This is a genomic window from Halorubrum alkaliphilum (assembly GCF_017873815.1).
GTDB classification, from domain to species: Archaea; Halobacteriota; Halobacteria; order Halobacteriales; family Haloferacaceae; genus Halorubrum; species Halorubrum alkaliphilum.
The window spans coordinates 24,378-44,890 of sequence record NZ_JAGGKQ010000023.1 but is presented as its reverse complement, the minus strand read 5'-3'; the positions used below and the strand labels follow the sequence as shown (position 1 = coordinate 44,890).

Annotated in this window: 21 protein-coding genes; 10 read left to right on the top strand and 11 right to left on the bottom strand. The window is 62.2% G+C overall.

All coding sequences use genetic code 11. The annotated features are described in order from the left end of the window. Nucleotides 1–362 precede the first annotated feature (362 nt). Nucleotides 363–644: a hypothetical protein gene (locus J2751_RS12550; RefSeq protein ID WP_209486478.1), complete on the bottom strand. Its 282-nt coding sequence runs from the start codon at nucleotides 642–644 to the stop codon at nucleotides 363–365. Between the two features lie 85 nt (nucleotides 645–729). On the opposite strand from J2751_RS12550, the gene J2751_RS12545 reads away from it, so the two are divergent. Continuing rightward, the gene (locus J2751_RS12545) at nucleotides 730–1,038 is read left to right on the top strand and encodes a YgaP family membrane protein (RefSeq protein ID WP_321168737.1); all 309 of its coding nucleotides are present in this window, start codon (nucleotides 730–732) and stop codon (nucleotides 1,036–1,038) included. A gap of 9 nt (nucleotides 1,039–1,047) precedes the next feature. Next, complete coding sequence (locus tag J2751_RS12540; RefSeq protein ID WP_209486475.1) at nucleotides 1,048–1,455, top strand: DUF6069 family protein; 408 nt, start codon at nucleotides 1,048–1,050, stop codon at nucleotides 1,453–1,455. Between the two features lie 136 nt (nucleotides 1,456–1,591). On the opposite strand, the gene J2751_RS12535 is transcribed toward J2751_RS12540, so the two are convergent. From J2751_RS12535 to sufB, 4 genes are all read right to left on the bottom strand, one after another. After that, nucleotides 1,592–2,374 (bottom strand): HAD-IIA family hydrolase, encoded by a 783-nt coding sequence (locus J2751_RS12535; RefSeq protein WP_209486473.1) that lies wholly within the window; start codon nucleotides 2,372–2,374, stop codon nucleotides 1,592–1,594. 148 nt (nucleotides 2,375–2,522) lie between these two features. Next, on the bottom strand, nucleotides 2,523–3,521 hold the full coding sequence (locus J2751_RS15895) for a transcription initiation factor IIB (RefSeq protein WP_209486480.1): 999 nt from the start codon (nucleotides 3,519–3,521) through the stop codon (nucleotides 2,523–2,525). Between the two features lie 484 nt (nucleotides 3,522–4,005). Further along, nucleotides 4,006–4,146, bottom strand: a complete 141-nt coding sequence (locus J2751_RS15935; RefSeq protein ID WP_449405241.1) for a DUF7563 family protein — start codon at nucleotides 4,144–4,146, stop codon at nucleotides 4,006–4,008. Between the two features lie 4 nt (nucleotides 4,147–4,150). Then, on the bottom strand, nucleotides 4,151–5,581 hold the full coding sequence (gene sufB / locus J2751_RS12525) for a Fe-S cluster assembly protein SufB (protein WP_209486471.1): 1,431 nt from the start codon (nucleotides 5,579–5,581) through the stop codon (nucleotides 4,151–4,153). 155 nt (nucleotides 5,582–5,736) lie between these two features. Here sufB and J2751_RS15890 point away from each other — a divergent pair, with 155 nt between their 5' ends. The 3 genes from J2751_RS15890 (at nucleotide 5,737) to J2751_RS12510 (ending at nucleotide 9,226) form a co-directional block, all read left to right on the top strand. Next, nucleotides 5,737–5,988, top strand: coding sequence for a hypothetical protein (locus J2751_RS15890; protein WP_209486469.1), 252 nt, complete (start codon nucleotides 5,737–5,739; stop codon nucleotides 5,986–5,988). 244 nt (nucleotides 5,989–6,232) lie between these two features. Further along, complete coding sequence (locus J2751_RS12515; protein ID WP_209486467.1) at nucleotides 6,233–7,030, top strand: sulfite exporter TauE/SafE family protein; 798 nt, start codon at nucleotides 6,233–6,235, stop codon at nucleotides 7,028–7,030. Nucleotides 7,031–7,642: 612 nt separating this feature from the next. Beyond that, entirely contained in the window at nucleotides 7,643–9,226 is a 1,584-nt protein-coding gene (locus J2751_RS12510; protein WP_209486465.1) for a transposase, read from the top strand. 227 nt (nucleotides 9,227–9,453) lie between these two features. Here J2751_RS12510 and J2751_RS12505 read toward each other — a convergent pair whose 3' ends face one another. Next, nucleotides 9,454–10,368, bottom strand: a complete 915-nt coding sequence (locus J2751_RS12505; protein ID WP_209486463.1) for an RIO1 family regulatory kinase/ATPase domain-containing protein — start codon at nucleotides 10,366–10,368, stop codon at nucleotides 9,454–9,456. A gap of 141 nt (nucleotides 10,369–10,509) precedes the next feature. Here J2751_RS12505 and J2751_RS12500 point away from each other — a divergent pair, with 141 nt between their 5' ends. The 4 genes from J2751_RS12500 (at nucleotide 10,510) to J2751_RS12485 (ending at nucleotide 13,806) form a co-directional block, all read left to right on the top strand. Next, nucleotides 10,510–11,355 carry a lipoate--protein ligase family protein gene (locus J2751_RS12500; protein WP_209486461.1) on the top strand — a complete coding sequence of 282 codons (846 nt, stop codon included), beginning with the start codon at nucleotides 10,510–10,512 and terminating at the stop codon, nucleotides 11,353–11,355. Between the two features lie 139 nt (nucleotides 11,356–11,494). Continuing rightward, a complete protein-coding gene (locus tag J2751_RS12495) occupies nucleotides 11,495–12,331 on the top strand; it encodes a deoxyribonuclease IV (RefSeq protein ID WP_209486459.1) in 837 nt (278 codons plus the stop codon). 121 nt (nucleotides 12,332–12,452) lie between these two features. Further along, nucleotides 12,453–12,938: a hypothetical protein gene (locus J2751_RS12490; protein WP_209486457.1), complete on the top strand. Its 486-nt coding sequence runs from the start codon at nucleotides 12,453–12,455 to the stop codon at nucleotides 12,936–12,938. 49 nt (nucleotides 12,939–12,987) lie between these two features. Next, nucleotides 12,988–13,806 carry a class I SAM-dependent methyltransferase gene (locus tag J2751_RS12485; RefSeq protein ID WP_209486455.1) on the top strand — a complete coding sequence of 273 codons (819 nt, stop codon included), beginning with the start codon at nucleotides 12,988–12,990 and terminating at the stop codon, nucleotides 13,804–13,806. Nucleotides 13,807–14,266: 460 nt separating this feature from the next. On the opposite strand, the gene J2751_RS12480 is transcribed toward J2751_RS12485, so the two are convergent. Genes J2751_RS12480 through polX form a run of 3 tightly spaced genes read right to left on the bottom strand, consistent with a single transcriptional unit; the run spans nucleotide 14,267 to nucleotide 17,247 of the window. Next, nucleotides 14,267–14,926: a DUF7095 family protein gene (locus J2751_RS12480; protein WP_209486453.1), complete on the bottom strand. Its 660-nt coding sequence runs from the start codon at nucleotides 14,924–14,926 to the stop codon at nucleotides 14,267–14,269. 56 nt (nucleotides 14,927–14,982) lie between these two features. Next, complete coding sequence (locus J2751_RS12475) at nucleotides 14,983–15,486, bottom strand: Mut7-C RNAse domain-containing protein (protein WP_209486451.1); 504 nt, start codon at nucleotides 15,484–15,486, stop codon at nucleotides 14,983–14,985. Continuing rightward, complete coding sequence (polX, locus tag J2751_RS12470; RefSeq protein WP_209486450.1) at nucleotides 15,487–17,247, bottom strand: DNA polymerase/3'-5' exonuclease PolX; 1,761 nt, start codon at nucleotides 17,245–17,247, stop codon at nucleotides 15,487–15,489. It lies immediately after the preceding gene. An 81-nt stretch (nucleotides 17,248–17,328) separates the two neighbouring features. Here polX and J2751_RS12465 point away from each other — a divergent pair, with 81 nt between their 5' ends. Beyond that, nucleotides 17,329–17,766 (top strand): DUF2237 family protein, encoded by a 438-nt coding sequence (locus tag J2751_RS12465; RefSeq protein ID WP_209486448.1) that lies wholly within the window; start codon nucleotides 17,329–17,331, stop codon nucleotides 17,764–17,766. Nucleotides 17,767–17,814: 48 nt separating this feature from the next. On the opposite strand, the gene J2751_RS12460 is transcribed toward J2751_RS12465, so the two are convergent. Together J2751_RS12460 and J2751_RS12455 are read right to left on the bottom strand one after the other, a co-directional pair. Next, nucleotides 17,815–19,041, bottom strand: coding sequence for an MFS transporter (locus J2751_RS12460; RefSeq protein ID WP_209486446.1), 1,227 nt, complete (start codon nucleotides 19,039–19,041; stop codon nucleotides 17,815–17,817). A 52-nt stretch (nucleotides 19,042–19,093) separates the two neighbouring features. Continuing rightward, nucleotides 19,094–20,491, bottom strand: a complete 1,398-nt coding sequence (locus J2751_RS12455) for a signal recognition particle protein Srp54 (protein WP_209486444.1) — start codon at nucleotides 20,489–20,491, stop codon at nucleotides 19,094–19,096. Nucleotides 20,492–20,513 lie beyond the last annotated feature (22 nt).

The following is a 20,513-nucleotide window of genomic DNA, read 5'->3' as shown; positions in this document are numbered from 1 at the left end:
GAACTGCTCCAACGATCGACCAAAACAGCAATGAGCTGTGAACTCTCAATTGAGAGCACCAGAGGCAAACTCTAGACCGCTTTGCAACACGACCAGTATTTTGCCGCCGGGGGATTCAGAGAAACGGAACGCGTCGTCGACCACCTCGGGACCGATCCATTCTATGCCGTTATCGGTCGGGAACCACACAGCTGAACGGCCAGTCGGTCTCCAGATGATGTTCCTGCTGCTCTGTTGAAATAATCAAAAATTGATATGTTTTGTGGTCGTGGTGGAAATAGAGCGGTGGTGACGCGTTCAACAGCTCAACCCAGAAGGAGATCATCCTCGGCGCGCTCCGGGAGTGGCAAACGTCGCGTGGGCTACTCCCCTTCTGAGTCCGCAAATTCGGAGCGTTCAGCATCTGACTTTTCGACGTTCTGTAGGAGTAGATCTGTACCAGCTGCAGCAATCATGCCGACACCAATCGCACGCAACTGTTGGAGGTACGCTGGGTTTGCCTCAAGTTCAGAGGCGTTGTCGAAGTTCTTCCCTATCATTTTCTTTGTGAGTCTGACACTTGCCTGTGGAAAGAGTACAGTCACGACTCCCTGTAAGAGTATCAACACTGATCCAAATGAACGGCTGTTTTCGCTGTCTTTCACATATTACTATACACGTTTCTGTCCCATAAGTATTGTCTTACACATCCAATACTGAGTTGATTGGATACTTAATAAGGGCGTTACAGTGTGGATATGCGATTTTTGTCTTGCCAGCATTACCCAACACTACATTTATGAGTCTAGCATTCTTGTGTATGATGTGAACAAAAACGTCGGGCCGACAGATCAGCGAGTGAGAACAGCCATCGGTGCGGTTTCGGGCGTGACCGCTATCGCAACTCTTCTGGGAGCAGTCCCGCTTCCACCCGCAGTGTCTCCAGTGCTCGGTGTCGTTGCTCTGTTATTACTCGGTACAGCATCCGTCCGGAACTGTCCTGCATACTCGCTGCTCGGGGTTGACTCCTGCTCGCGTGCGAGTAATGTCTCCGAATAGCAAGCCAGCATGCCATCTCAGAATCCAACAGCCGCTCGGGCGCTTGCCACTCGGGGAATCGGAACGTTCGTAATTGCGGTCATCGTCAATCTGATTCTCGGCTGGATCACACTATCACAGAACCTTGTAGCTTCAACTGAGTTTTTCCAGTACCCACCGATCATCGTCTGGACGCTACTCGGAACGGTTGGCGCAACGCTCGTGTACGGCGCGCTCACACGACGTTCCGCAACGCCAGACCAGACGTTCGTCCGCATTGCTGTTGCGGTGCTACTACTGTCATTTCTTCCCAATATCGGTCTTCTCTTCGCTGTCGACGATGTGACGACGAGCGAGGCAATCGGACTGATGGCACTTCACGTCCCACCCGCAATCGTCGCAGTCCTTGCGCTTCCTAATACCCCGCTTGGGCGGTAGTTCGTTCCCACTTTCGGCTTCCCGGTGGAGCGTTGACACCCTCCACGACGTCATTTGACGTGGCAATCTTGATTTTGACACCGGATTATCGAGCATCACACTTAGGTAAGCAACTATACCTTATCTCTCGTGGAGACTAGGCACTATCCGTCAGATCGGCAATTGACTCGATGACCTCGGTCGGTCGGTATGCGTACTCCGGTATTTCATCACGATTAGTTGACCCCGTTAACACGAGGTATGTGTTCAGGCCGGCTTCAATACCGGCCACCACGTCTGTATCCATACGATCGCCGATCATCGCCGTGGATTCAGAGTGAGCACCGAGTCGGTTCAACGCGCCGCGAATCATGATTGGATTGGGTTTACCGACGAAGTACGGCTTGTTCCCCGTCGCCTCTGTGATGAGGGCAGCGACGGATCCTGTCGCTGGAAGCGGACCGTCACTAGACGGGGCCGTTGCATCTGGGTTTGTTACAATAAATCGCGCACCTCTGTCGACTAATCGAACGGCCTCGGTGATGTTCTGGAATGAGTACGTGCGACTCTCCCCGAGAACGACGAAATCCGGATCCGTATCAGTGAGCGTATACCCAACGTCATGTAGCGCCGTTTTCAGCCCGGCCTCGCCGATTACGTACGCAGAAGCCTCCGGCATCTGATTCGATACAAACTGTGCCGTCGCGACGGCTGATGTCCAAATTCGTTTTTCTGGGACAGTGAGTCCGGCTTTCGAGAGGTGGGCGGCGAGGTCGCGCCGCGTATATATCGAGTTGTTGGTAAGGACGAGGAATTGACGCTCTTGCTCCCGTAACTGAGCAATAAACTCTTTAGCCCCGTTGAGGGCGGTTTCATCACGTATTAGCACACCGTCCATATCGATCAGCCACGTCTCGTGTTGTGTCTCCGACTTAGACATCCTTCCCACACCTACATCTACTTATCTGAGCAACGAACTTGAGACTTTGTCAGGGAGTCAGTAACTCGTTCAGACGGCCGATCAGACCGAATAGGACGGCCACTATTGTTGTTCAATACAGCGATCCACGGCGAGCACGACCCATAGTTCAGGTCCAGTCGTCGCAATCCGCCGCAGCAAGGATTTCTGGGTAACGATTTCGTATCGTTACCTCACTCACGTCCGCAGCACGGCTGATGTCGACCTGTCGTATCTGCTCGTCACACAGTCGTGCCGCCGCGTACAGCGCCCCTGCAGCGATCCCCACCGGGTGTTTTCCGCTATGAACGCCCTCTTTCCTTGCTGCCTTGACCAACTGTCGCGCCCGCTGTTCCGTCGCCGGCTTACAGTCAACATCCGACGCAAGCCGGCCAATGAATGCGCTGGGGTCCGTGGGAAAAATCTTCAGCCCGAGTTCACGTGAGATGTGTCGGTATGCTCGCTCAACGCGCAGCTGCTTGACCCGGCTCACTGTAGCGATTTCATTAATCGAACGGGGAATACCATCCATTCGACTCGCTGCGTACAGTGAGGCCGACGCAACAGCTTCAACGGCCCGGCCGGGAAGAAGCCCATCGTCAAGCGCCTGCCGATAGATCACGCTTGCCGTCTCCCGCGTACAGTCAGGGACACCGAGTGCGGCGGCCATCCGATCGATCTCACCGAGCGCATGCATGAGGTTGCGGTCGGTTGCTGACTGTTGCCGAGAGCGTTTGTCCCATTTTCGCAGGCGGCTAAACTGTTCTTTCCGCTCTCCTGAGAGATTGTTCCCGTTTGCGTCGACATCTTTCCACCCGATCTCCGTCGACAACCCCTTATCATGTAGGAGATTTGTGGTCGGCGGCCCAACACGTGAGTCCCCATCAGCTTCACCACTCGGTGTGTATAGCGTGATACTCGTGTCAAGTGTTGCGTCTGGAATGACTATCCCGCAGTCGGCACAGACGATCTCCGTGTCATTATCATTTTGACAGAGCTGTCCGTCACACTCAGGACAGAGAGTAGGATCTCCAGACTTCGTGCTTTCATTATTGGTTGTCGGCTTGGAGCGGGTCCGCTGGTCACCACCTACGTTCGGTGTCGCAGCTGATGATCGACCTCGTTGCAGGGCCGCCTCCGTTTCATCCGTGCTGAGGTGTTGTCTTACCACTGGTCATCACCACTACTGGGTCTCATAGATCCACCACAGCAGACGCCACCGAACCGTATTTCGTTCATAACGAAGCCCGGTTTGTTTTTTTATTTTTGATCCTGATCCCGTATGCGGTGACCGTAGTAGCGACACTAGGCGGAACCGACCATATCGGATCAGCCGGAACCCGCATGCCGTCGATGGTGAGACAGACGAGGCTCCCTCGTCCACGGCGTGCTGCGATCTCGAACTCGAACCGCCGTGAGTGTGCGTCGACTGCCGTCACGTGAATTGCCGAAAGCCCGTTTGCACTCTCCCAGACATCCGTATCTACTACTTCAGTATTGCCCGCTGGCGTGACTGATGTCGATCCACACGCTGGGCATGACCCTTGGTGTGGATCCGTTCCGATGTATCCGTAGTCGGTATCACATGCGAAGCAGTGTTCCATGGTTCGGAGCTAGTGACGGTTCCTGATCGTCTCTGCGATGTTCGCTTGACTGGAACATGCTGGGCAGGCAACTACGTCACCGCCGTCTAAGCCGAACACCGTCACGAATCGCTGTGAGACGTGTCCTCCGCAATGTGTACACTCCGGCATCAGATCACCCGAGCGAGCCCTCCATCTCGAGTTCGACGAGTCGGTTCAGTTCGACTGCGTACTCGATGGGTAGCTCTTCCGTGATGGGCTCGATGAAGCCCGAAACAATCATCTGTTTCGCGTCGTCGTCGTCGAGACCACGCGACTGGAGGTAGAAGATATCCTCGTCGCCGATCTTCCCGACGGTCGCCTCATGGGCGACGTCGACTTTCGACTCGTTGATCTCCATGTACGGCATGGTGTCCGACGTCGACTCGTTGTCGAACATCAGCGCGTCGCACTCGACGGCGGTCGAGGAGTCAGAAGCGCCGTCAGCTATGTGGACGAGTCCGCGGTAGTTCGTGCGGCCGCCGTCCTTCGCGATCGATTTCGACTCGACGGTCGACTTCGTCTCCGGCGCGTTGTGGTACACCTTCGCGCCGGTGTCGATGTCTTGGCCCTCGCCCGCGAAGGCGATGGTGATGTGGTTGTCGGAGGCGCCGCGACCCTTCAGGATCGTCGAGGGGTACAGCATCGTCGCCTTCGACCCCATCGATCCCGAGATCCACTCCATGCGCCCGCCCTTCTCGGCGATGGCGCGCTTGGTGTTCAGGTTGTACGTGTTCTTCGACCAGTTCTGCACCGTCGAGTACTGGACGTGGGCGTCCTCGTCGACGAACACTTCGACGCCCCCACAGTGAAGATTAAATTTCGAATACTTCGGTGCCGAGCATCCCTCGATGTAGTGGACTTCGGAGCCCTCCTCAGCAATGATGAGCGTGTGCTCGAACTGGCCCATTCCCTCGGAATTCATCCGGAAATACGCCTGAACCGGCATGTCGACGGTGGTGTTTTCGGGGACGTAGACGAATGAGCCGCCGGACCAGATCGCACCGTGAAGCGCCGCGAACTTGTTGTCGCTCGGTGGGACGCACTCCGTCATGAAGTACTCCTTGACGAGCTCCTCGTGCTCTTGGACGGCCTCGTCCATGTTACAGAAGATGACGCCCTTCTCCTCCCACCGCTCCTGCATGTTCTGGTAGACGACCTCCGATTCGTACTGCGCGCCGACGCCCGAGAGCGCGTTCTTTTCCGCCTCGGGAATGCCCAGCTTGTCGAACGTGTCCTTGATGTCCTCAGGGAGCTCCGTCCAGTCATCGACGCCGGCGCGAACATCGACGTCGGGGCGGATGTACGGGACGATCTCGTCTACGTCGACCTCGCTCAGGTCCGGCTGGCCGGGCCAGTCGGTCGGCATCGGCATCTCTTGGAACTGTCTGAGCGCGCGCAACCGGCGCTCCAGCATCCACTCGGGTTCGTCTTTGTCCTCAGAGATGACGCGGACCGTCTCCTCGGTGAGCCCCTTCTCGCTTTTGAAGGCGGACTTCTCCTCTTTTTTGAACTCGAAGCGAGCCTCGGTGTTTGTCTCTTTAAGATCGTCTTGTTTTGAACTCATCAAAGTATTCTTCAGAGACTACGAATATAAGTGTGGCGCGCTAGAATATACTTTTGTAACGTATATAGGTTTCTTTAACGAAAGAGAACAACTTTATGAGGTTTAATTTGGTTATTCTAATTAATGAATTTAATAAGCGCCGAGAGGGCGATTCCGTGCAAAAAGGAACACAGTCACTCGTTAGCGAGAACGACTCGACAGCATTCAATCGCCGCTTCGATGTGGCGGTCGGCGACCACATCGTCTGTTTCGTCAGCCGACTCAAGCAGTGTGACAACCTGACGAACCCGTTTCTGTCTGGTTTGCGGGTCAAGATCGTCACTGGTAGCATCACGGGCGACTGCTTCAGCCTCTCCGAGCCATCGGTTCGTTGCTGGCGCTACTGGGCGATCTGCGGTCGCAGTTAGATGAGTCGCCAGTGCGTCGACCGCAGCCCGCGGCTCGGTTGGGATATCTATTTCGTCCGTCATCGTTGACGTATTGGCACCCACTGTGAAGAATTGTTGTCCCAAGCTACACTCCAGATGATTGAGGCGTCCCCAGCCTAGCACGACCCCTTGTTAGCCAGTGGTAACGCGTCCTCGGTATCTGTCCGGTCTCGTTCGATAGACACACCAGACGACACAAACCAATACGTAGCCGAGAACGACTGTGATCGAGTCGCTCCTCCGGATTGACGTCGTGCTCTTCGTCCTCATCGGCGTGCTGGGCGGCGCACACTGTATCGGGATGTGCGGTCCACTTGTGACGATGTACTCGAAGCAGATGACGCCGCAGCCTGACAGCGGAACGGCGACAGCCAACGACGGACGTGCCGGTCATCTCACGACCTACGAGGTTCGCCAGCACTTCCTGTTCAACGTCGGGCGAGCGACGACGTACGCAATTCTTGGAACTGTCTTCGGCGCGCTCGGAAGCGTCGTCTTTGTCACCGCTGATCAACTGACACCGATGGCTGGCCTCCTGCGAGGCATTGTCGGTCTTGCGGTAGGAGGGTTCATTGTGCTGACAGGGGTTCGGTACGTCATCGGAGGGAGTGGAGGCGATATTCGAATACCCGGCGTACAGCGCGTCACATCGTGGCTTGCGACGCGAGTTCACCGACACGTCAACAGCCCAAGTATTGTCGGTCTTGGCGCCGTCCATGCGTTTCTTCCCTGTCCGATGCTGTATCCCGCGTATCTGTTCGCTTTCGCGAGCGGATCCCCGACCGCTGGGGCAATCGCTCTCGGTGCCCTCGGTATCGGGACGATCCCGGCCGTCTTCCTCTATGGAACGATTATCCAGTCGATCGACGTTGCCCACCGGCGTCGCGTCCATCGGTTGCTTGGCGTTGTGTTCGTTGTGCTGGGGTACGTGTTGTTCACGCACGGACTGATGGCACTCGGTATACACCTCCCACACCCAATGTTCCCACATTATCAGCCTCTCGGTGGGATGGTACACTGACGCATTCGATGGATGTGTCGAATTAGTACCTAATTCAGTAGATTTCTCTAGGCAGAACACGGAATATCGAGGCGGAACCGTGACCGGAGACCGCGGCAGACCCAACAGACAGGTCTCCTAAGTTGATATACACCCGGAACCCAGACGGGGGTCTGTTGAGGATTTTAAAGACATTACACACCTCGTCTGGACCTGTACCTCACGTACGGACTCTTTCCATATCACTTCGATATATCGAACAACAGGACAGGGGGAGACCGTAATTTCAGACCACTCTCGTGTCGACTGGGAGATTCCGGGAGGAACTGGCAAAAAGAGGCCAATACCAACCGAACTGGATACTTTATCCGATGCGACTGAGCTCACTTACGCCAACAAAATAGACGTGATTGGGGATATAGGGCTGGATCTAATGGGGTTTCTGAAACAGATGAAGCCAAAGCATTCGCTAATAATCACGTCGGATCGACTATCGGGTCCAAGAGTAGCGATCGACCACTCGTCGATAAAATCCAAATGACAGAGATAGAGTAAGTAGACCACTTTGCTGTTAACCGCCTCAGAAATCACATGTACTGTTCTGACGACTCAACTCGCGACGAGTGTCTGTGAATGCGCTCTCTGTGTGAAGCGTACCAACTGGGGAGTACTATTCGGAACAAGCTCAAAGAAACCGATCTCGTCACCGCGTTCGAGAAGCTCGATCATTCGATAGATGCTATCGAAGACGGGTATCCAGCGTGGCATCCTGGGCCACTCTCGTTTCGCGCGATGGTCCTCTCGTTCGTGTTCATGGAGATAACGGGTGACTCGTACGCTAACTTCACTCGACGACTCACCCGACAACCGGAAGTGGCGACTATCCTCGGCTTCAGTCGAGTGCCCGACGAATCAGCGTTCTCGCGGGCATGGCGAAATCGATTCGACGACGCGACCCACGGATACATCCACGCTGCCGCCCACTTCGTTGTCAAAGAAGTCCATGATCGCAGCATCTCAGAGCCGGAGGTGCGGCCTAAGGCAGAGATCGTCGACAATACGCAAGAAGACGCAGACCCAGTCGAAGACAAATCCTTCTCACAGGACGAGATTGTCCAGATAACGCGCCTCGCGCGTGATCACGCCTATGGACACTTCGACTCTGGTCGGGCGTCGAACGCCTCGTACGAGGACACCCAATTTTTCGAGTTACAGACGTTCATGGGGATGGTCCGCTGTGGCACCGCGCAGGGAGCGACTCGCTTCCAATATCGTCGTGGTGAAGAGTACGGTCCCCACGGTGACACCCACCTCCGCACTGTCAAGCAGTTCGATCCCGAAGAGCTCGTGAACGGCTTCGATGAAATAACGGACCACTTGCTTTCCGTGATCGCCTCAGAAGCATCCTTTCGAAGGCCAGTCACTGCCGCGATCGATATCACGACTATTCCCTACTACGGGGATACCGAGGAGATGCCAATGGTCAGCGGGACCAAAGATAGAGACAGCCGAGCCTTCAAATTCGCAACGCTCTCGATCATCGGACAGAATATCCCGGTCGTTCTCGCCGTGGAACCAGTTCGAGAGAGCTCTGAGTGGGATGAGAACCCGTCGAATCAGATCCATCGTACTGTGCGACGGCTCGTTCGACGAGCGAAAAAGCATGTTCCGATCGAGACGGTGCTGTGTGATCGAGAGTTTGATTCGATACAAGTGTTCCAGACACTCTCAAACCTCGATGTGAACTACCTCATTCCGAAGCGGGTCTCCAGCTCCGAACGGGATGTACTCGAACAAATGGAGGAAGACGACCAGGAGGTGGCTGTTGAGTCAGCTTCTGTCCATGTGGAATCTGGATCGCATCCAATGCGGCTCCTGTACGTGCCGTCGACGAGTGGAGAGGGGACGGCCGTCTTCGCGACGAATCTTCGAGTCGGTCCCGAGGAAGCCGAGACATTCTGTCAGCGCTACAGCCGCCGGTGGCAGATCGAGAGTGAGTACAAATCGATCAAAGGTGATTTTCTCGCGAAGACCTCCTCGAAAGATTACCGTGTTCGCCTATTCTACTTCGTGTTCGCGGTCCTCTTGTACAATATTTGGCGGCTGACCGACTTCCTGCTGAAAGCGGATATCGACGGCGAGATGGACTACGCACCTGTGATTACTGCGGGTGAGTGTGTTGAGCTCGTTGCCTCGGCGTTGATCCCGCACGACTAATCGGCTGAGCTCCCGCTGGGTCCGCCGTTCAAGAGTGACAACCGTATTCAGCAGCGCCAAAATCCACGCAATTTCGTACGCTCGTCCGGTAGTTCGACAGTAAGGATTCAAAATCGATTTCCGACCGCTGAGAATCACCACGACTTGATGGCGATTCGATCCAAAACTAGCCCACCCTCCGAAACTGTGAACTACAGACACACAGATTCTATATCGCGGAATGAGATTTATGAAGGATCGAACGCGCGGATCGTCTCGAAGGGGCCGTCGGCGATGGCGGCGGCGATGGCGTCGGTATCGGCGTCTCGTGAGACCTCGTGGGGATACTTGCGGGCGAAGTACCGCAGGAGGTTCGCCACGTCGCGTTCGAGGAACTCACGAGCGTTCTCGTGGTCGACCGGGACCGCCTGCGGCCAGTCGAAGATCGTGATCCCGCTTTCGGCGACCGCGACGTTGTGCTCGGACATGTCCGCGTGGACCCATCCGAGGTCGTAGGTGGTCGCGAGCTCGCGGAACACGAGATCGAGGACGCCGACCGCCTGTTCGGGTTCGAGGGTCGCGCGAGCGAGCTCGACGCCGTCGAACTTGTCCATCACGATGGCGTGACGGTTGTGATCGACCGGTCGCGGGACGCTCACGTCGGGATACAGCGACTCCATCGCCTCGTACTCGCGCTCTGCCGCCTTGCGCGCGGTGTAGAGCCAGGAGACGTGATCCCGGTCGGCGGTGTACTCGCGCTCGCGGTTCACCTCCCGGAAGTTCGTGTATCCCTCCCGGTGGTACTTCAACGCGAGCGGCTTGAACGACTGGACCTCGTACACGTCGCCCTCCTTGCCAAACCCGAGCGGGGAGCCGACGCCGTCGATGGTCTCTCGCTCCGAGAACGTTCGGAGCGCAAGCGCGTCGTACCCCTCGAAAGTGAGTTGGTACCCCTCGTACTGGATCGTCTTCCGCTGGATCAACTCGCGGTCAAGACACCGGTCGATCCGGAACTCCACCTCCTCACGGGTCAGGTCGGCGTAGTCGGGGAGCTTGTCGCGACGCACCCACTCGGAGAAGCGCATCCCCTGCTCGACGCCCGAGAGCAGGTAGAAGTCCTCGGGCGCGAGCTCCGCCATGTCGCCGGCGACGTTTCGAACCATACCGACCCTTACTCCACCGGTTCCTAAAAGCGACACGCGTCGGCCGAGACCGCTCATAAATCGTAATTCACGATATAGAATACGCGAGTTCGACCCGAACCGAGCACAACCGCTTTCGGCACGCCCGACTGAGGGAAGTCTATGACCGCGCCCGACATCGACTGGCGGGTGATACGCGAGGAACAGCGGCCGGGACCGCTACAGATGGCGCTCGACGAGACCGCGGCCGCGACCGCGGGGAGCGGGGGTCCCGCCACGGTCCGGACGTACCGCTGGGATCCGAGCTGTCTGAGTCTCGGATACGGGCAGAACCCGGACACCGTCGACTGGGACGCATGCGATCGGGCAGGCGTGGAGGTCACGCGCAGGCAGACAGGCGGCGGCGGCATTTATCACGACGCGGTCGGGGACATCGCGTACTCGATCGCGGTCCCCGCAGACGCAGTGCCCGGGGCGCTTCTCGACGCGTATCACCTGTTGTGTGAGCCGATCCTCGATGCGTTCGACCGACTCGGGATCGACGCCGACTACGTCGAGGAGGCGGTGCCGGAGCTGTATCACCCGGCCTGTTATCTCCGGGAACTCCATCCCGCACACGACGTGGTCGCCGCGGGGCGGAAGATCGCCGGCAATGCCCAGTATCGGACCCGCGACGCGGTCGTCCAGCACGGTTCACTGGCCTACTCCGTGAACGCGGCAGCCCATCTCGACGTGTTCGCGGATCCACCCGTCGACGCGGAGGGGTTCAGCGAGCGCGTCATCGGCATCGACGAGGTGGCCGACGCCGACAGGTCGACTGCCGTGAGCGCGCTCGAAACGTCGCTGTCGGCGTGGGTCAGGTCGGGCGTCGCGGACGGCGGCGGCTCGGTCGACACGGACGGGTCGTGGACGGACGCGGAGCTTGACCGCGCCCGCGAGTTGGCCGCGGAGAAGTACCGCGACGACGACTGGGTGCGGAGCCGGCGAGGCGGCGGGGACCGCGAGTGATGGATCGGAGCGGTCGATCGCGGCCGATCTCGTGTCGCTCCGGAATGGAAAACGTCGGCTTCCGGAGCACTACGACCCGGGGGGTCGAGAGCTCGGCCCCTTCCGAAGCCGCTTTTTCCTCCGACATCATACGACGGCTATGAGCCTCAGAGTCGGCGCGCACGTGTCGATCGCCGGCGGCATCGACAACGCCGTCGCGAACCAGACGGAAGTGGGCGGCAACTGCGGACAGATCTTCACCCACTCCCCGCAGGTGTGGCAGGACCCGAACGTCGGAGACGAGGAGGCGGCGGCGTTCCGCGACGGGACCGAACGCGAGTTGGAGGGGCCGTGGGTGATCCACACCTCCTACCTCGTGAACCTCTGTACGCCCAAGGAGGGGCTCCGCGAGAAGTCGCTCGACTCGATGCAAAAAGAGGTTGACGCGGCCGCCAAGCTGAACATCCCCTACGTGAACGTCCACCTCGGGGCTCACACCGGGGCGGGCGTCGAGGGCGGCCTCGACAACGCAGCGAGCGTCATCGACGACATCGATGTGCCCGACGGCGTGACGATCCTCATCGAGTCAGATGCCGGGTCGGGGACGAAACTCGGCGGAGAGTTCGAACACCTCGCGGGGATCATCGACCGGACGGAAACCGACATCGACGTCTGTATCGACACTGCCCACGCGTTTGCGGCGGGCTACGACCTCTCAACCCCGGACGCGGTCGACGAGACCATCGCGGCGTTCGACGACGTGGTCGGGCTGGAACACCTACAGTACGTCCATCTGAACGACTCGAAACACGCGTGCGGTACCAACAAGGACGAACACGCCCACATCGGCGAGGGACACATCGGCGAGGACGGGATGCGACGGTTCCTGAATCACCCCGACCTCCGTGACGTGCCGCTCGCGTTGGAGACGCCGACGGAGGACGGGAAGAGCTTCGCGTGGAACATCGAGCGAGTCCGGGAGCTTCGGGAGGAGTGATGCCGGCCCCGAACTAGTTCGAGAAGAGAATCCGAACGGCACGGTCATCGGCGAGAGGCGTGGGGACCGACGCCGCACGTCCGACGCGGCTTTTTAGCCTCCCGGTCCCGATCCCCCACGTATGGCGACCTCGGAAGCCCTGCTGGTCGGCCGCCGACGCGACCGCGCCGTCACGCTCGTCGTCGGGTTCGCGGCCGTCGTCGCGGTCGCGATGGTCGCGGCGGTCGCCGCCGACTGGGCCGATGCCCGGATCGCGGCGACACTCACGGAACGAGCGGTACCGCTCCTCCTCTTTTATGCGCCCGCCCCGGTGGCAGCGCTCGGTGCGTACACCCGGTGTGGCGGCCCCGCCTGCCTCGCGGTCGGGGTCGTTCCCGCCGTCGTGTTCGCCGGCCTCGTCGTCGTCGGCACGCTGTTCGGGATCCCGGGCGTCGGTGCCGCCGACGGCCCCTTCGGATCGCTGACGGGCGGGTTCGCGGCCGTCGGCCTGACAGGCGCGTTCATCGGCTACTGCGTCGGCGTCGCGGCCGCGATGGTTACGGACCTGTTCGGGATCGGTGGTGGCGGAGATGAGGGGGGACGGAAGGACGACGACGGCTCGGTGTGATCCGTCCGGGATCCCCGCGTTTAATCCGGACCGCCGCCAACGACGCGGCGTGAGACGGTTCTCCGCGGCGTATCTCGAACGCACCCGCGAGGGGATGTGGGACGGCGACCGGGAGACGCTCGCCGACCTCGCGCTGGCGAGCCGGCGGCGCGTGCTCGACGTGGGGTGTGGCACGGGAGAGTTCACGCGCGTCCTCCGCGAGGAGACCGGTCCGGACGCGACCGTGCTCGGGGTCGACGCCGACACGAACCTGCTGGCAGTCGCTCGCGACCGATCGGGGTCGCCCGCCTACCTCGCGGGCGACGCCACGCGGCTCCCGCTCGCTGATGACGCAGTCGACCTCGCGACCTGTCAGGCGCTCCTCATCAACCTCCCGGACCCGGCGGCCGGCGTGCGGGAACTGGCGCGGGTCTCCGGCGACCTCGTTGCGGCGGTCGAGCCCAACAACGCGGAAGTCTCGGTTGCCTCGACGGTCGACCGTGAGGCCGACCTCGAACGGGAGGCACGGCGCGCGTACCTCGCCGGCGTCGACACGGACGTCGCGCTCGGCGACCGCGTCCGAACGCTGTTCGCCGACGAGGGGCTCGTCGACGTTCGGACGCGGCGCTATCTCCACGAGAAACGGACGGCCCCGCCGTACGACGACGCCGCGCTCGAAGCGGCCGCGCGGAAGGCCTCCGGGTCGGGGCTCGCCGACCACGAAACGGAGCTGCGAGCCGCGCTGTCGGCCGCCGAGTACGACGATCTCCGGCAGCGCTGGCGCGAACTCGGCCGCGACGTTATAAGTGGGATGCGCGAGGAGAGCTACGAACGGGTCGAGTTAGTCCCGTTCGAGGTGACGGTCGGCCGGGTCCCCGACGCGTCGTGATTGAGGGCGGCACGAGCGACGATCTCTTATAAACCAATACGCGACACGCCATATAAATCGACATGCGATGGCCGGAGCGGTGGCGCGTGCGAAGCGAGGGCGACCGGCGGGAGCCCTCGCCGCGCGCGAGGGAGCCCGCGACGGGCATTTATAAATGCCCGTCGCGGCGAGGCTGGGGAGGTGTGAGGTGCGGTGCCGTGTGGCGGGACTCAAAAGGGCAGCCTCGCGATCGGGGCTTCAAAACGATTCACCGTCGATCAACGATCGACGCCGTATAAACCGCCGCCGGCGACGCCGCTCGGTTACGTATAAACACCGACCAGACCGTATCGGTACGCACGCTTCCGACATCGAACCACGGCTCCGGAACCCGCGACACGACTCCGGAACCCGCGACACGGCTCCGAGAAGCACTCGGCTACGTATAAACCGGTCACGACGCGTCCCGCCGACGCCGGCCTCACACCATGTCGCCACGGACGGAGGGGCCCTCCTGGTCCGCACGGCGCGTTTCGAGTGCCGCCGCGGCCGCCTCCGCCGCCGACTCGTCCGCGCCGAGCATGCCGAACGCGTCTGACAGCGTCGGCATCGGGAACGCGGCGTCACGCAGTTTTGTGAGTGCCTCGTCGTCGCGCTGCCCGTCGACCCACAGGCAAACGCCTCGGGGGTCAAGCGCGTCTTCGTACGCCTCGCGCGCCAGTGCGCCCTTAAACCGCTGTGTGACGTTGTCGTCGAAGCTCGCGTTACACACCTCCAAGTGGATCGGCTCGTCACCAGACGCGTCGACGCCGTCGACCAATTCGGCCGCGAGACACTTTTCAGGGGCGGCGTATCCGTTGTCGCTCGTGCGCACGCGGTCCGGATTCGCTCTCGCCCACGCGGCATCGACCGTGGTGCCCACGCCCTTGATTCCGTACTCGGCCTCAAACTCGGCCGCCGCGTCAGTGTCCCCATCCATGATCACGTCCTTCGTCACGTACACGTCGAGCCGCTGGATCGGGTCGAGCCCGAGCGTGATATCCCCGAACGCCCATACCTCCCGCACCGGGACGGGCATCGGCTCGCGCTCGACACGGTCGACAATCTCCTCAAGCCGGTCGACAGCCGTCGCCAGTTCCATTGCCGGAACGTACGTGCGGCGGGCGCATACCGGTTGCGCTCCGGACGGACCGTTGCTTAGAGATCCCTAAGCGTCGCCGCGACCGACTCCCAGTGGCCCCCTTTCCAGAACCACTGCCCGCACTCGCGACACCGCCAAAGCCGGTCGGGGCTCTCTGGGCCGGGGTCCGGGACGTAGTCGGGGCGGTCGTCGTTCGATATCGCGTCCCCGTCGCTCCGCTCAACCGGCCCGTTACAGGAGCCACACCGGGTCGGTTCAGCCGCGAGCGACACCGGATAGCCGGCAGCCACAACCTCGCGAAGCTGGTCTACGACCTCACGCTCGGTGAGCAGCACCGCATCAGCGGTACGGGCCGCAAGCTCGCGGTCGCGCGTGATCAGCACTCGCCTCTCCGCAGCCGCGAGCTCACGGAGCCGGTCGTCAGCCTCGACGCCACGGTCGAGTGCGTAGGCGGCGTCGTACCCGCACATTCGGAGGTACGTCGCGAGCGACCCGCACATAGCGTCAAGGAGGACGCGCGGCGGGTCGGCAGCGTCGCCGTTGTCCGACTCGTCGCTCATCTATCCGAGGAACTCCCGAACCTCCGTGACGGACCACGTATTGAGCACGTCAGCGTGCTCGGCCCACCCTCGGCGAGCGGTGTGAGCGCCGTAGCGGGCGTTGTCGAGCTCTCGCGGCGAGTGAGCGTCCGTGTTCACGGCGATCGTCGCGCCGGCCTCGACCGCGGCGCGGACTGCGGCCCCGTCCGCATCGAGGCGCGCGGGGTTGGCGTTCACTTCGATCGCAACGCCCTCACGGGCCGCCGCCGCCGCCACCGCGTCCATATCCGGCGCGAGCCCCTGCCGGCTGTTGATAATCCGGCCGGTCGGGTGCCCCAGCACATCGACTTCGGGATGCTCAACCGCACGAACGAGCCGCTCCGTCGCGGCGTCGGAATCGGCATCGAGCGCCGAGTGCGGGGAGGCAACGACGACATCGAGGTCGGCGAGGACCTCGTCGTCGGTCGTGATCGCCCCCGCTGCGTCGATGTTCGCCTCAATTCCGTGGAGCACCTCGATATCGTACTCCCCGGATATTTCCTCGCGGACAGTCTCGACCGCGCCCGCCTGCTCGCAGATCGCGGCCTCATCGAGCCCGGTGTTCCCGAAGATCCCGGGTCCGGCTGCGTGGTCGGTGACCGCGTGGAACGCGTACCCGCGCTCGGCCGCGGCGTCGATCATCTCCCGGATCGTGAACGCGCCGTCCGACCACTCAGTGTGGGTATGGAGGTCGCCGCGGAGATCGCTCGTCTCGATCAGCTCGGGGAGCTCACCGTCGGCCGCGGCCGCGACCTCCCCCGTGTCCTCGCGGAGCTCGGGGGGGACGGGATCCATGCCTAACGCCTCGTAAACGCCCCTCTCCGTTTCGCCCGCTACACGGTCGCCGACCCGCTGACCGGCGTCGGGATCGTCGACGTCGCTCACGTCGAACAGCCCGTACTCGTTGAGCGTGAGCCCCTGGTCGATCGCGCGGTTCCTGACCGCGACGTTGTGCGCCTGCGACCCGGTGAAGTACTGGAGCGCCGCCCCGAACTCGGCGTCGTCGACGATCCGGAGATCGACCCGGGTGCCGTCCGCGCGGACGCTCGCCTTTCCGGTGCCCGCCTCGATCGTCGCGTCCGCCGCCGGCCAGTCGACGAACGCCGCGACGATCGGGTCGCGCTTGTCGCTGGCGACGAGGAGGTCGATGTCCCCGATCGTGTCCTTCCACCGCCGGATCGAGCCGCACACCTCGACGCGAGAGACGGGATCGAGGTCAGCGAGGTACTCCAGCGCCTCGTCCGCGACCGGGCGGGCGTCGCCGAGGCGGGTTCGTTTGCGCGATTCGCGGGCGAAAGGGATGTTCTCCAGAATGGACTCCTCGGTCTTCGCGCCGAACCCCTTCACCTTGCGGATCTCGCCGGCCTCCGCCGCGGCCTCCATCTCGTCGAGCGTCGTGATCCCCAACTCCTCGTACAGCGTGCCGACCGTCTTCGGGCCGACTCCCTCGATAGCGGTCAGTGCCTCGATGTCGGCGGGCAGCTCGGTTCGCAGCTCCTCCAGCTCCTCGATCTCGCCGGTCTCGAAGTACTCGACGATCTTCGCGGCGATGGCGTCACCGACGCGGTCGATCGTCGCGACCGACTCGTCCCCTTCGCCCGCCAAGTTCTCGATCGGCGCGGTGTGCTCGCGGACGTTCTCGGCCGCGCGGCGGTACGCGCTCGGTTTGTACTCGACGCCCGTCGCCTCCAGTCGGTCCGCGAACTCCTCTAAGAGGGCAGCGACCTCGTCGTTCCGACTCATACGCGTCGTTCGCCCGGGCGATCCTTATACTGTCGGCCCGCGCGGCGACATTCCCAAGTCCGTGTGTCCCGATCAACGTGTGTGTCCAACAACGACTCCGAGCCCGCCGACCGCAACGTCCTCGGCGGCGAACTCCGGCCCTGCGGCACCGACCCGGTTACCGGCTACCTCCGCGACGGTCACTGCCGGGACATCGACGGCGACGTCGGCGAGCACACCCTGTGTGCGGTCCTCACGGCGGAGTTCCTGACGTACAGCCGCGACCGCGGCAACGACCTGATCACGCCGCGACCCGAGTTCGACTTTCCCGGGCTGGATCCCGGCGACCGCTGGTGTCTCTGTGTGGGGCGCTGGGTGGAGGCGCTGGAGGCTGGTGTCGCGCCGCCGGTCGTCCTTGAGGCGACCGACGAGTCGGTACTCCGGGCGGTCGACCCCGACATCCTCCGTGAACACGAGTTCGACCCGGAGACGTTCGAGCCCGGAGCGGTCGGCTCGGAGGACCCGGATCGAGCGGCGTGAAACCCGTAGCTGTACCGACGAGACGCGCGGATTTTCCTCAGACCGACCTCACTCCGTCAGCCACAGCCCGGCCGCCACGAGCGCCGCCAATGCCAATGACCCCGCGAGCAGTCCGAACGCCGGGCGAAATCCGGCGACGTCCGCGACCCCGCCGACGACCACGGGCGCGAGCGCTCCGGCACCCATCAGGAGCGTTCGGACGACACCGAGCCCGCCGCCGGCGAGCCGCTCCGGGAGCGCTTCGATCAGGTACGCGCCGCGAACGGGACGGAACCCGTGTGACCCGAGCCCGAGCGCGACGACGAGGACGCCGAGGACGATGGGGCCTCCTCCCGCGACGGCGACGATACCTATCAGGGCCGCGGCCGCGACTCCGAGCGCGGCGACCATCACCGGGAACCGACCCAAGCGGTCGGACAGGTCCCCGGAGACGAGTTGGACGAACGTGACCGCGAACAGCGCGGAGTACAACAGGCTCGCGGTCGCCGTTGTGAGCCCGGCCTCCAGTGAGAGATACAGCGGGAGGAAGGCGACGGTTCCGTTGTACGCGAACGAGAAGGCGACGGTCACGAGGACGAACGCGGCAAGCCGACGGTCCTCGAACAGCGCGAGGTAGTCACGAGCGCTTGGCCCCGGTTCGTCTCGCTGGGGGCCGCGGTCGGCGTCGCCCGGAAGCCGACTCGGGACGCGGACGAGGAAGGCGACCGCCGACGCAAGCGCGACGACGCCGGTGACGACGAAGAGCCCCCGCCAGTCGGCACCCGGCAGCCGCGAGAGGAACGCGTCGAGTGCCGGCGGCGCGGAGACGAACAGAACGACCGCCGCGGGCGCTGCGACGCCGCCGAGCGCGCCGAACGTGTCGTGAGCACCGAGCGCGCGGCCGGTTCGGACCGGATACACTCGGGAGAGCAGCCGCACCGCGACGGTCTTGTGTGCGCCGGTTCCGGCACCGAGAACCAGCATCGCGCCCGCGAGCACCGCGAACGGGGTGTCAAACAGAAACGCGAGCGACCCGACGCCCGCGACGGCGGCCCCCGCGGCGATCACCCGAACCGCTCCGATCCGGTCGGCGATCGCGCCGCTCGGGAACTGCATGAGCGCGTAGACGGCCATGAACCCCGAAAACGCCGCGCCGACGACCGCGTTACTCACGCCGTAACTCGCCTGTAACGGCTCGAACAACGGGGGGAACGCGTACCGTACGAACTTCCCGAGAAACCAGATCAGCGACGTCAACACGAGCACGTCGTAGTCGACGAGCCGCCGGAGATCCATCGACCGGCCGTACTCCGGTGAAACGGTTAAAACGGCGGGAGCCGGCAGTCGGCTATCCGAACGGTCCCTTGCCGCCACCCATCATGTCGCCGAGACCGCCGCCGCCCCCGCCACCCATCTTCTTCATCATCCGTTGCATGTCGCCGTCGCCCATCCCCTGGAACTGCTCGATGGTCTGCTCCATCATCCCGTGTTGTTCGAGGAGCTGCTGAACCGTCTCCTCGTCGGTACCGGAGCCGCGGGCGATCCGCTCCGTGCGCTCCTGACCGACGACGCGCGGGTTCTCCAGCTCCTCGTCGGTCATCGAGTCCATGATCCGCTCGAATCGTCGCATCCGGTCCTGCGTGACGTCCATCGCGTCGTCGGGCAGTTGGTCCATCATTCCGCCGCCCATCCCCGGAATCATGTCCATCACCTGGTCGAGCGGACCCATGCGGTTCATCGCGTTCATCTGTTTTTGCATGTCCTTCAGGGTGAAGTTCCCCTCCAGCAGCTGCTCGGGGTCCCAGTCCTCGTCCTCCGCTTGGGTCTCCTGCATCGCGCGCTCGACGCGCTCGGAGAGCTGCTTGAGATCGCCCATTCCGAGCAGCCGGGAGATGAATCCGGAGGGCTCGAACCGCTCGATGTCCTGAACTGTCTCCCCCGTCCCGAGGAAGGCGATCGAGGAGTCGGTCTCGTTGACCGCGGTGAGCGCGCCCCCACCCTTCGCGGTCCCGTCGAGCTTGGTGATGACGACGCCCTCGATGCCGATCGACGCCTCGAACTGCGAGGCCTGCTCTTTCGCGCCCTGCCCGATCGCGGCGTCGAGGACGAGCAGCGAGCGGTCCGGGTCGACCGCGCGCTCGATCTCCTCGATTTCGGCGATGAGGTCGTCCTCCAGCGCGTGACGACCCGCCGTGTCGACGATGTGGACGTCGGCGTCCTCGGTCGCCTCCATCCCATCGCGGGCGATCTCGACCGGGTCGTCACCGTCGGGGTCGCCGTAGAAGTCGACCTCCGCGCGCTCGCACATCTGTTTCGCCTGGTCGTACGCGCCGGGGCGGAAGGTGTCCGTCTGGATCACCGCGGGCCGGAGTCCCTTCTTCGAGAACCACCACGCCATCTTGGCGGCGGAGGTCGTCTTCCCCGACCCCTGGAGGCCGGCAAGCAGGATCGTCTGGTTCTCCAAGGGGAGCTCGGTGGAGTCGCCGACCAGCTCGACCATCTCCTCGTAGACGATCTTGAGGACGTGGTCCTTCGCCGTGGTGCCGCCCGGCGGCTCCTCGTCTAGTGCTCGACTCTCGATCGAATCCGAGAGCTCCATGACGAGGGAGACGTCGACGTCGGCGGAGAGCAGCGACCGCTGGATCTCCTTGACGATCTCCTCGACGTCTTCCTCGTCGAGGGTTGTTTTTCCCTGAAGCCTGTCGAGACTGCTCCGCAGGGACGTTCCGAGGTCGTCGAGTACCATTTGCCGAATCTAGGTCGGCCAC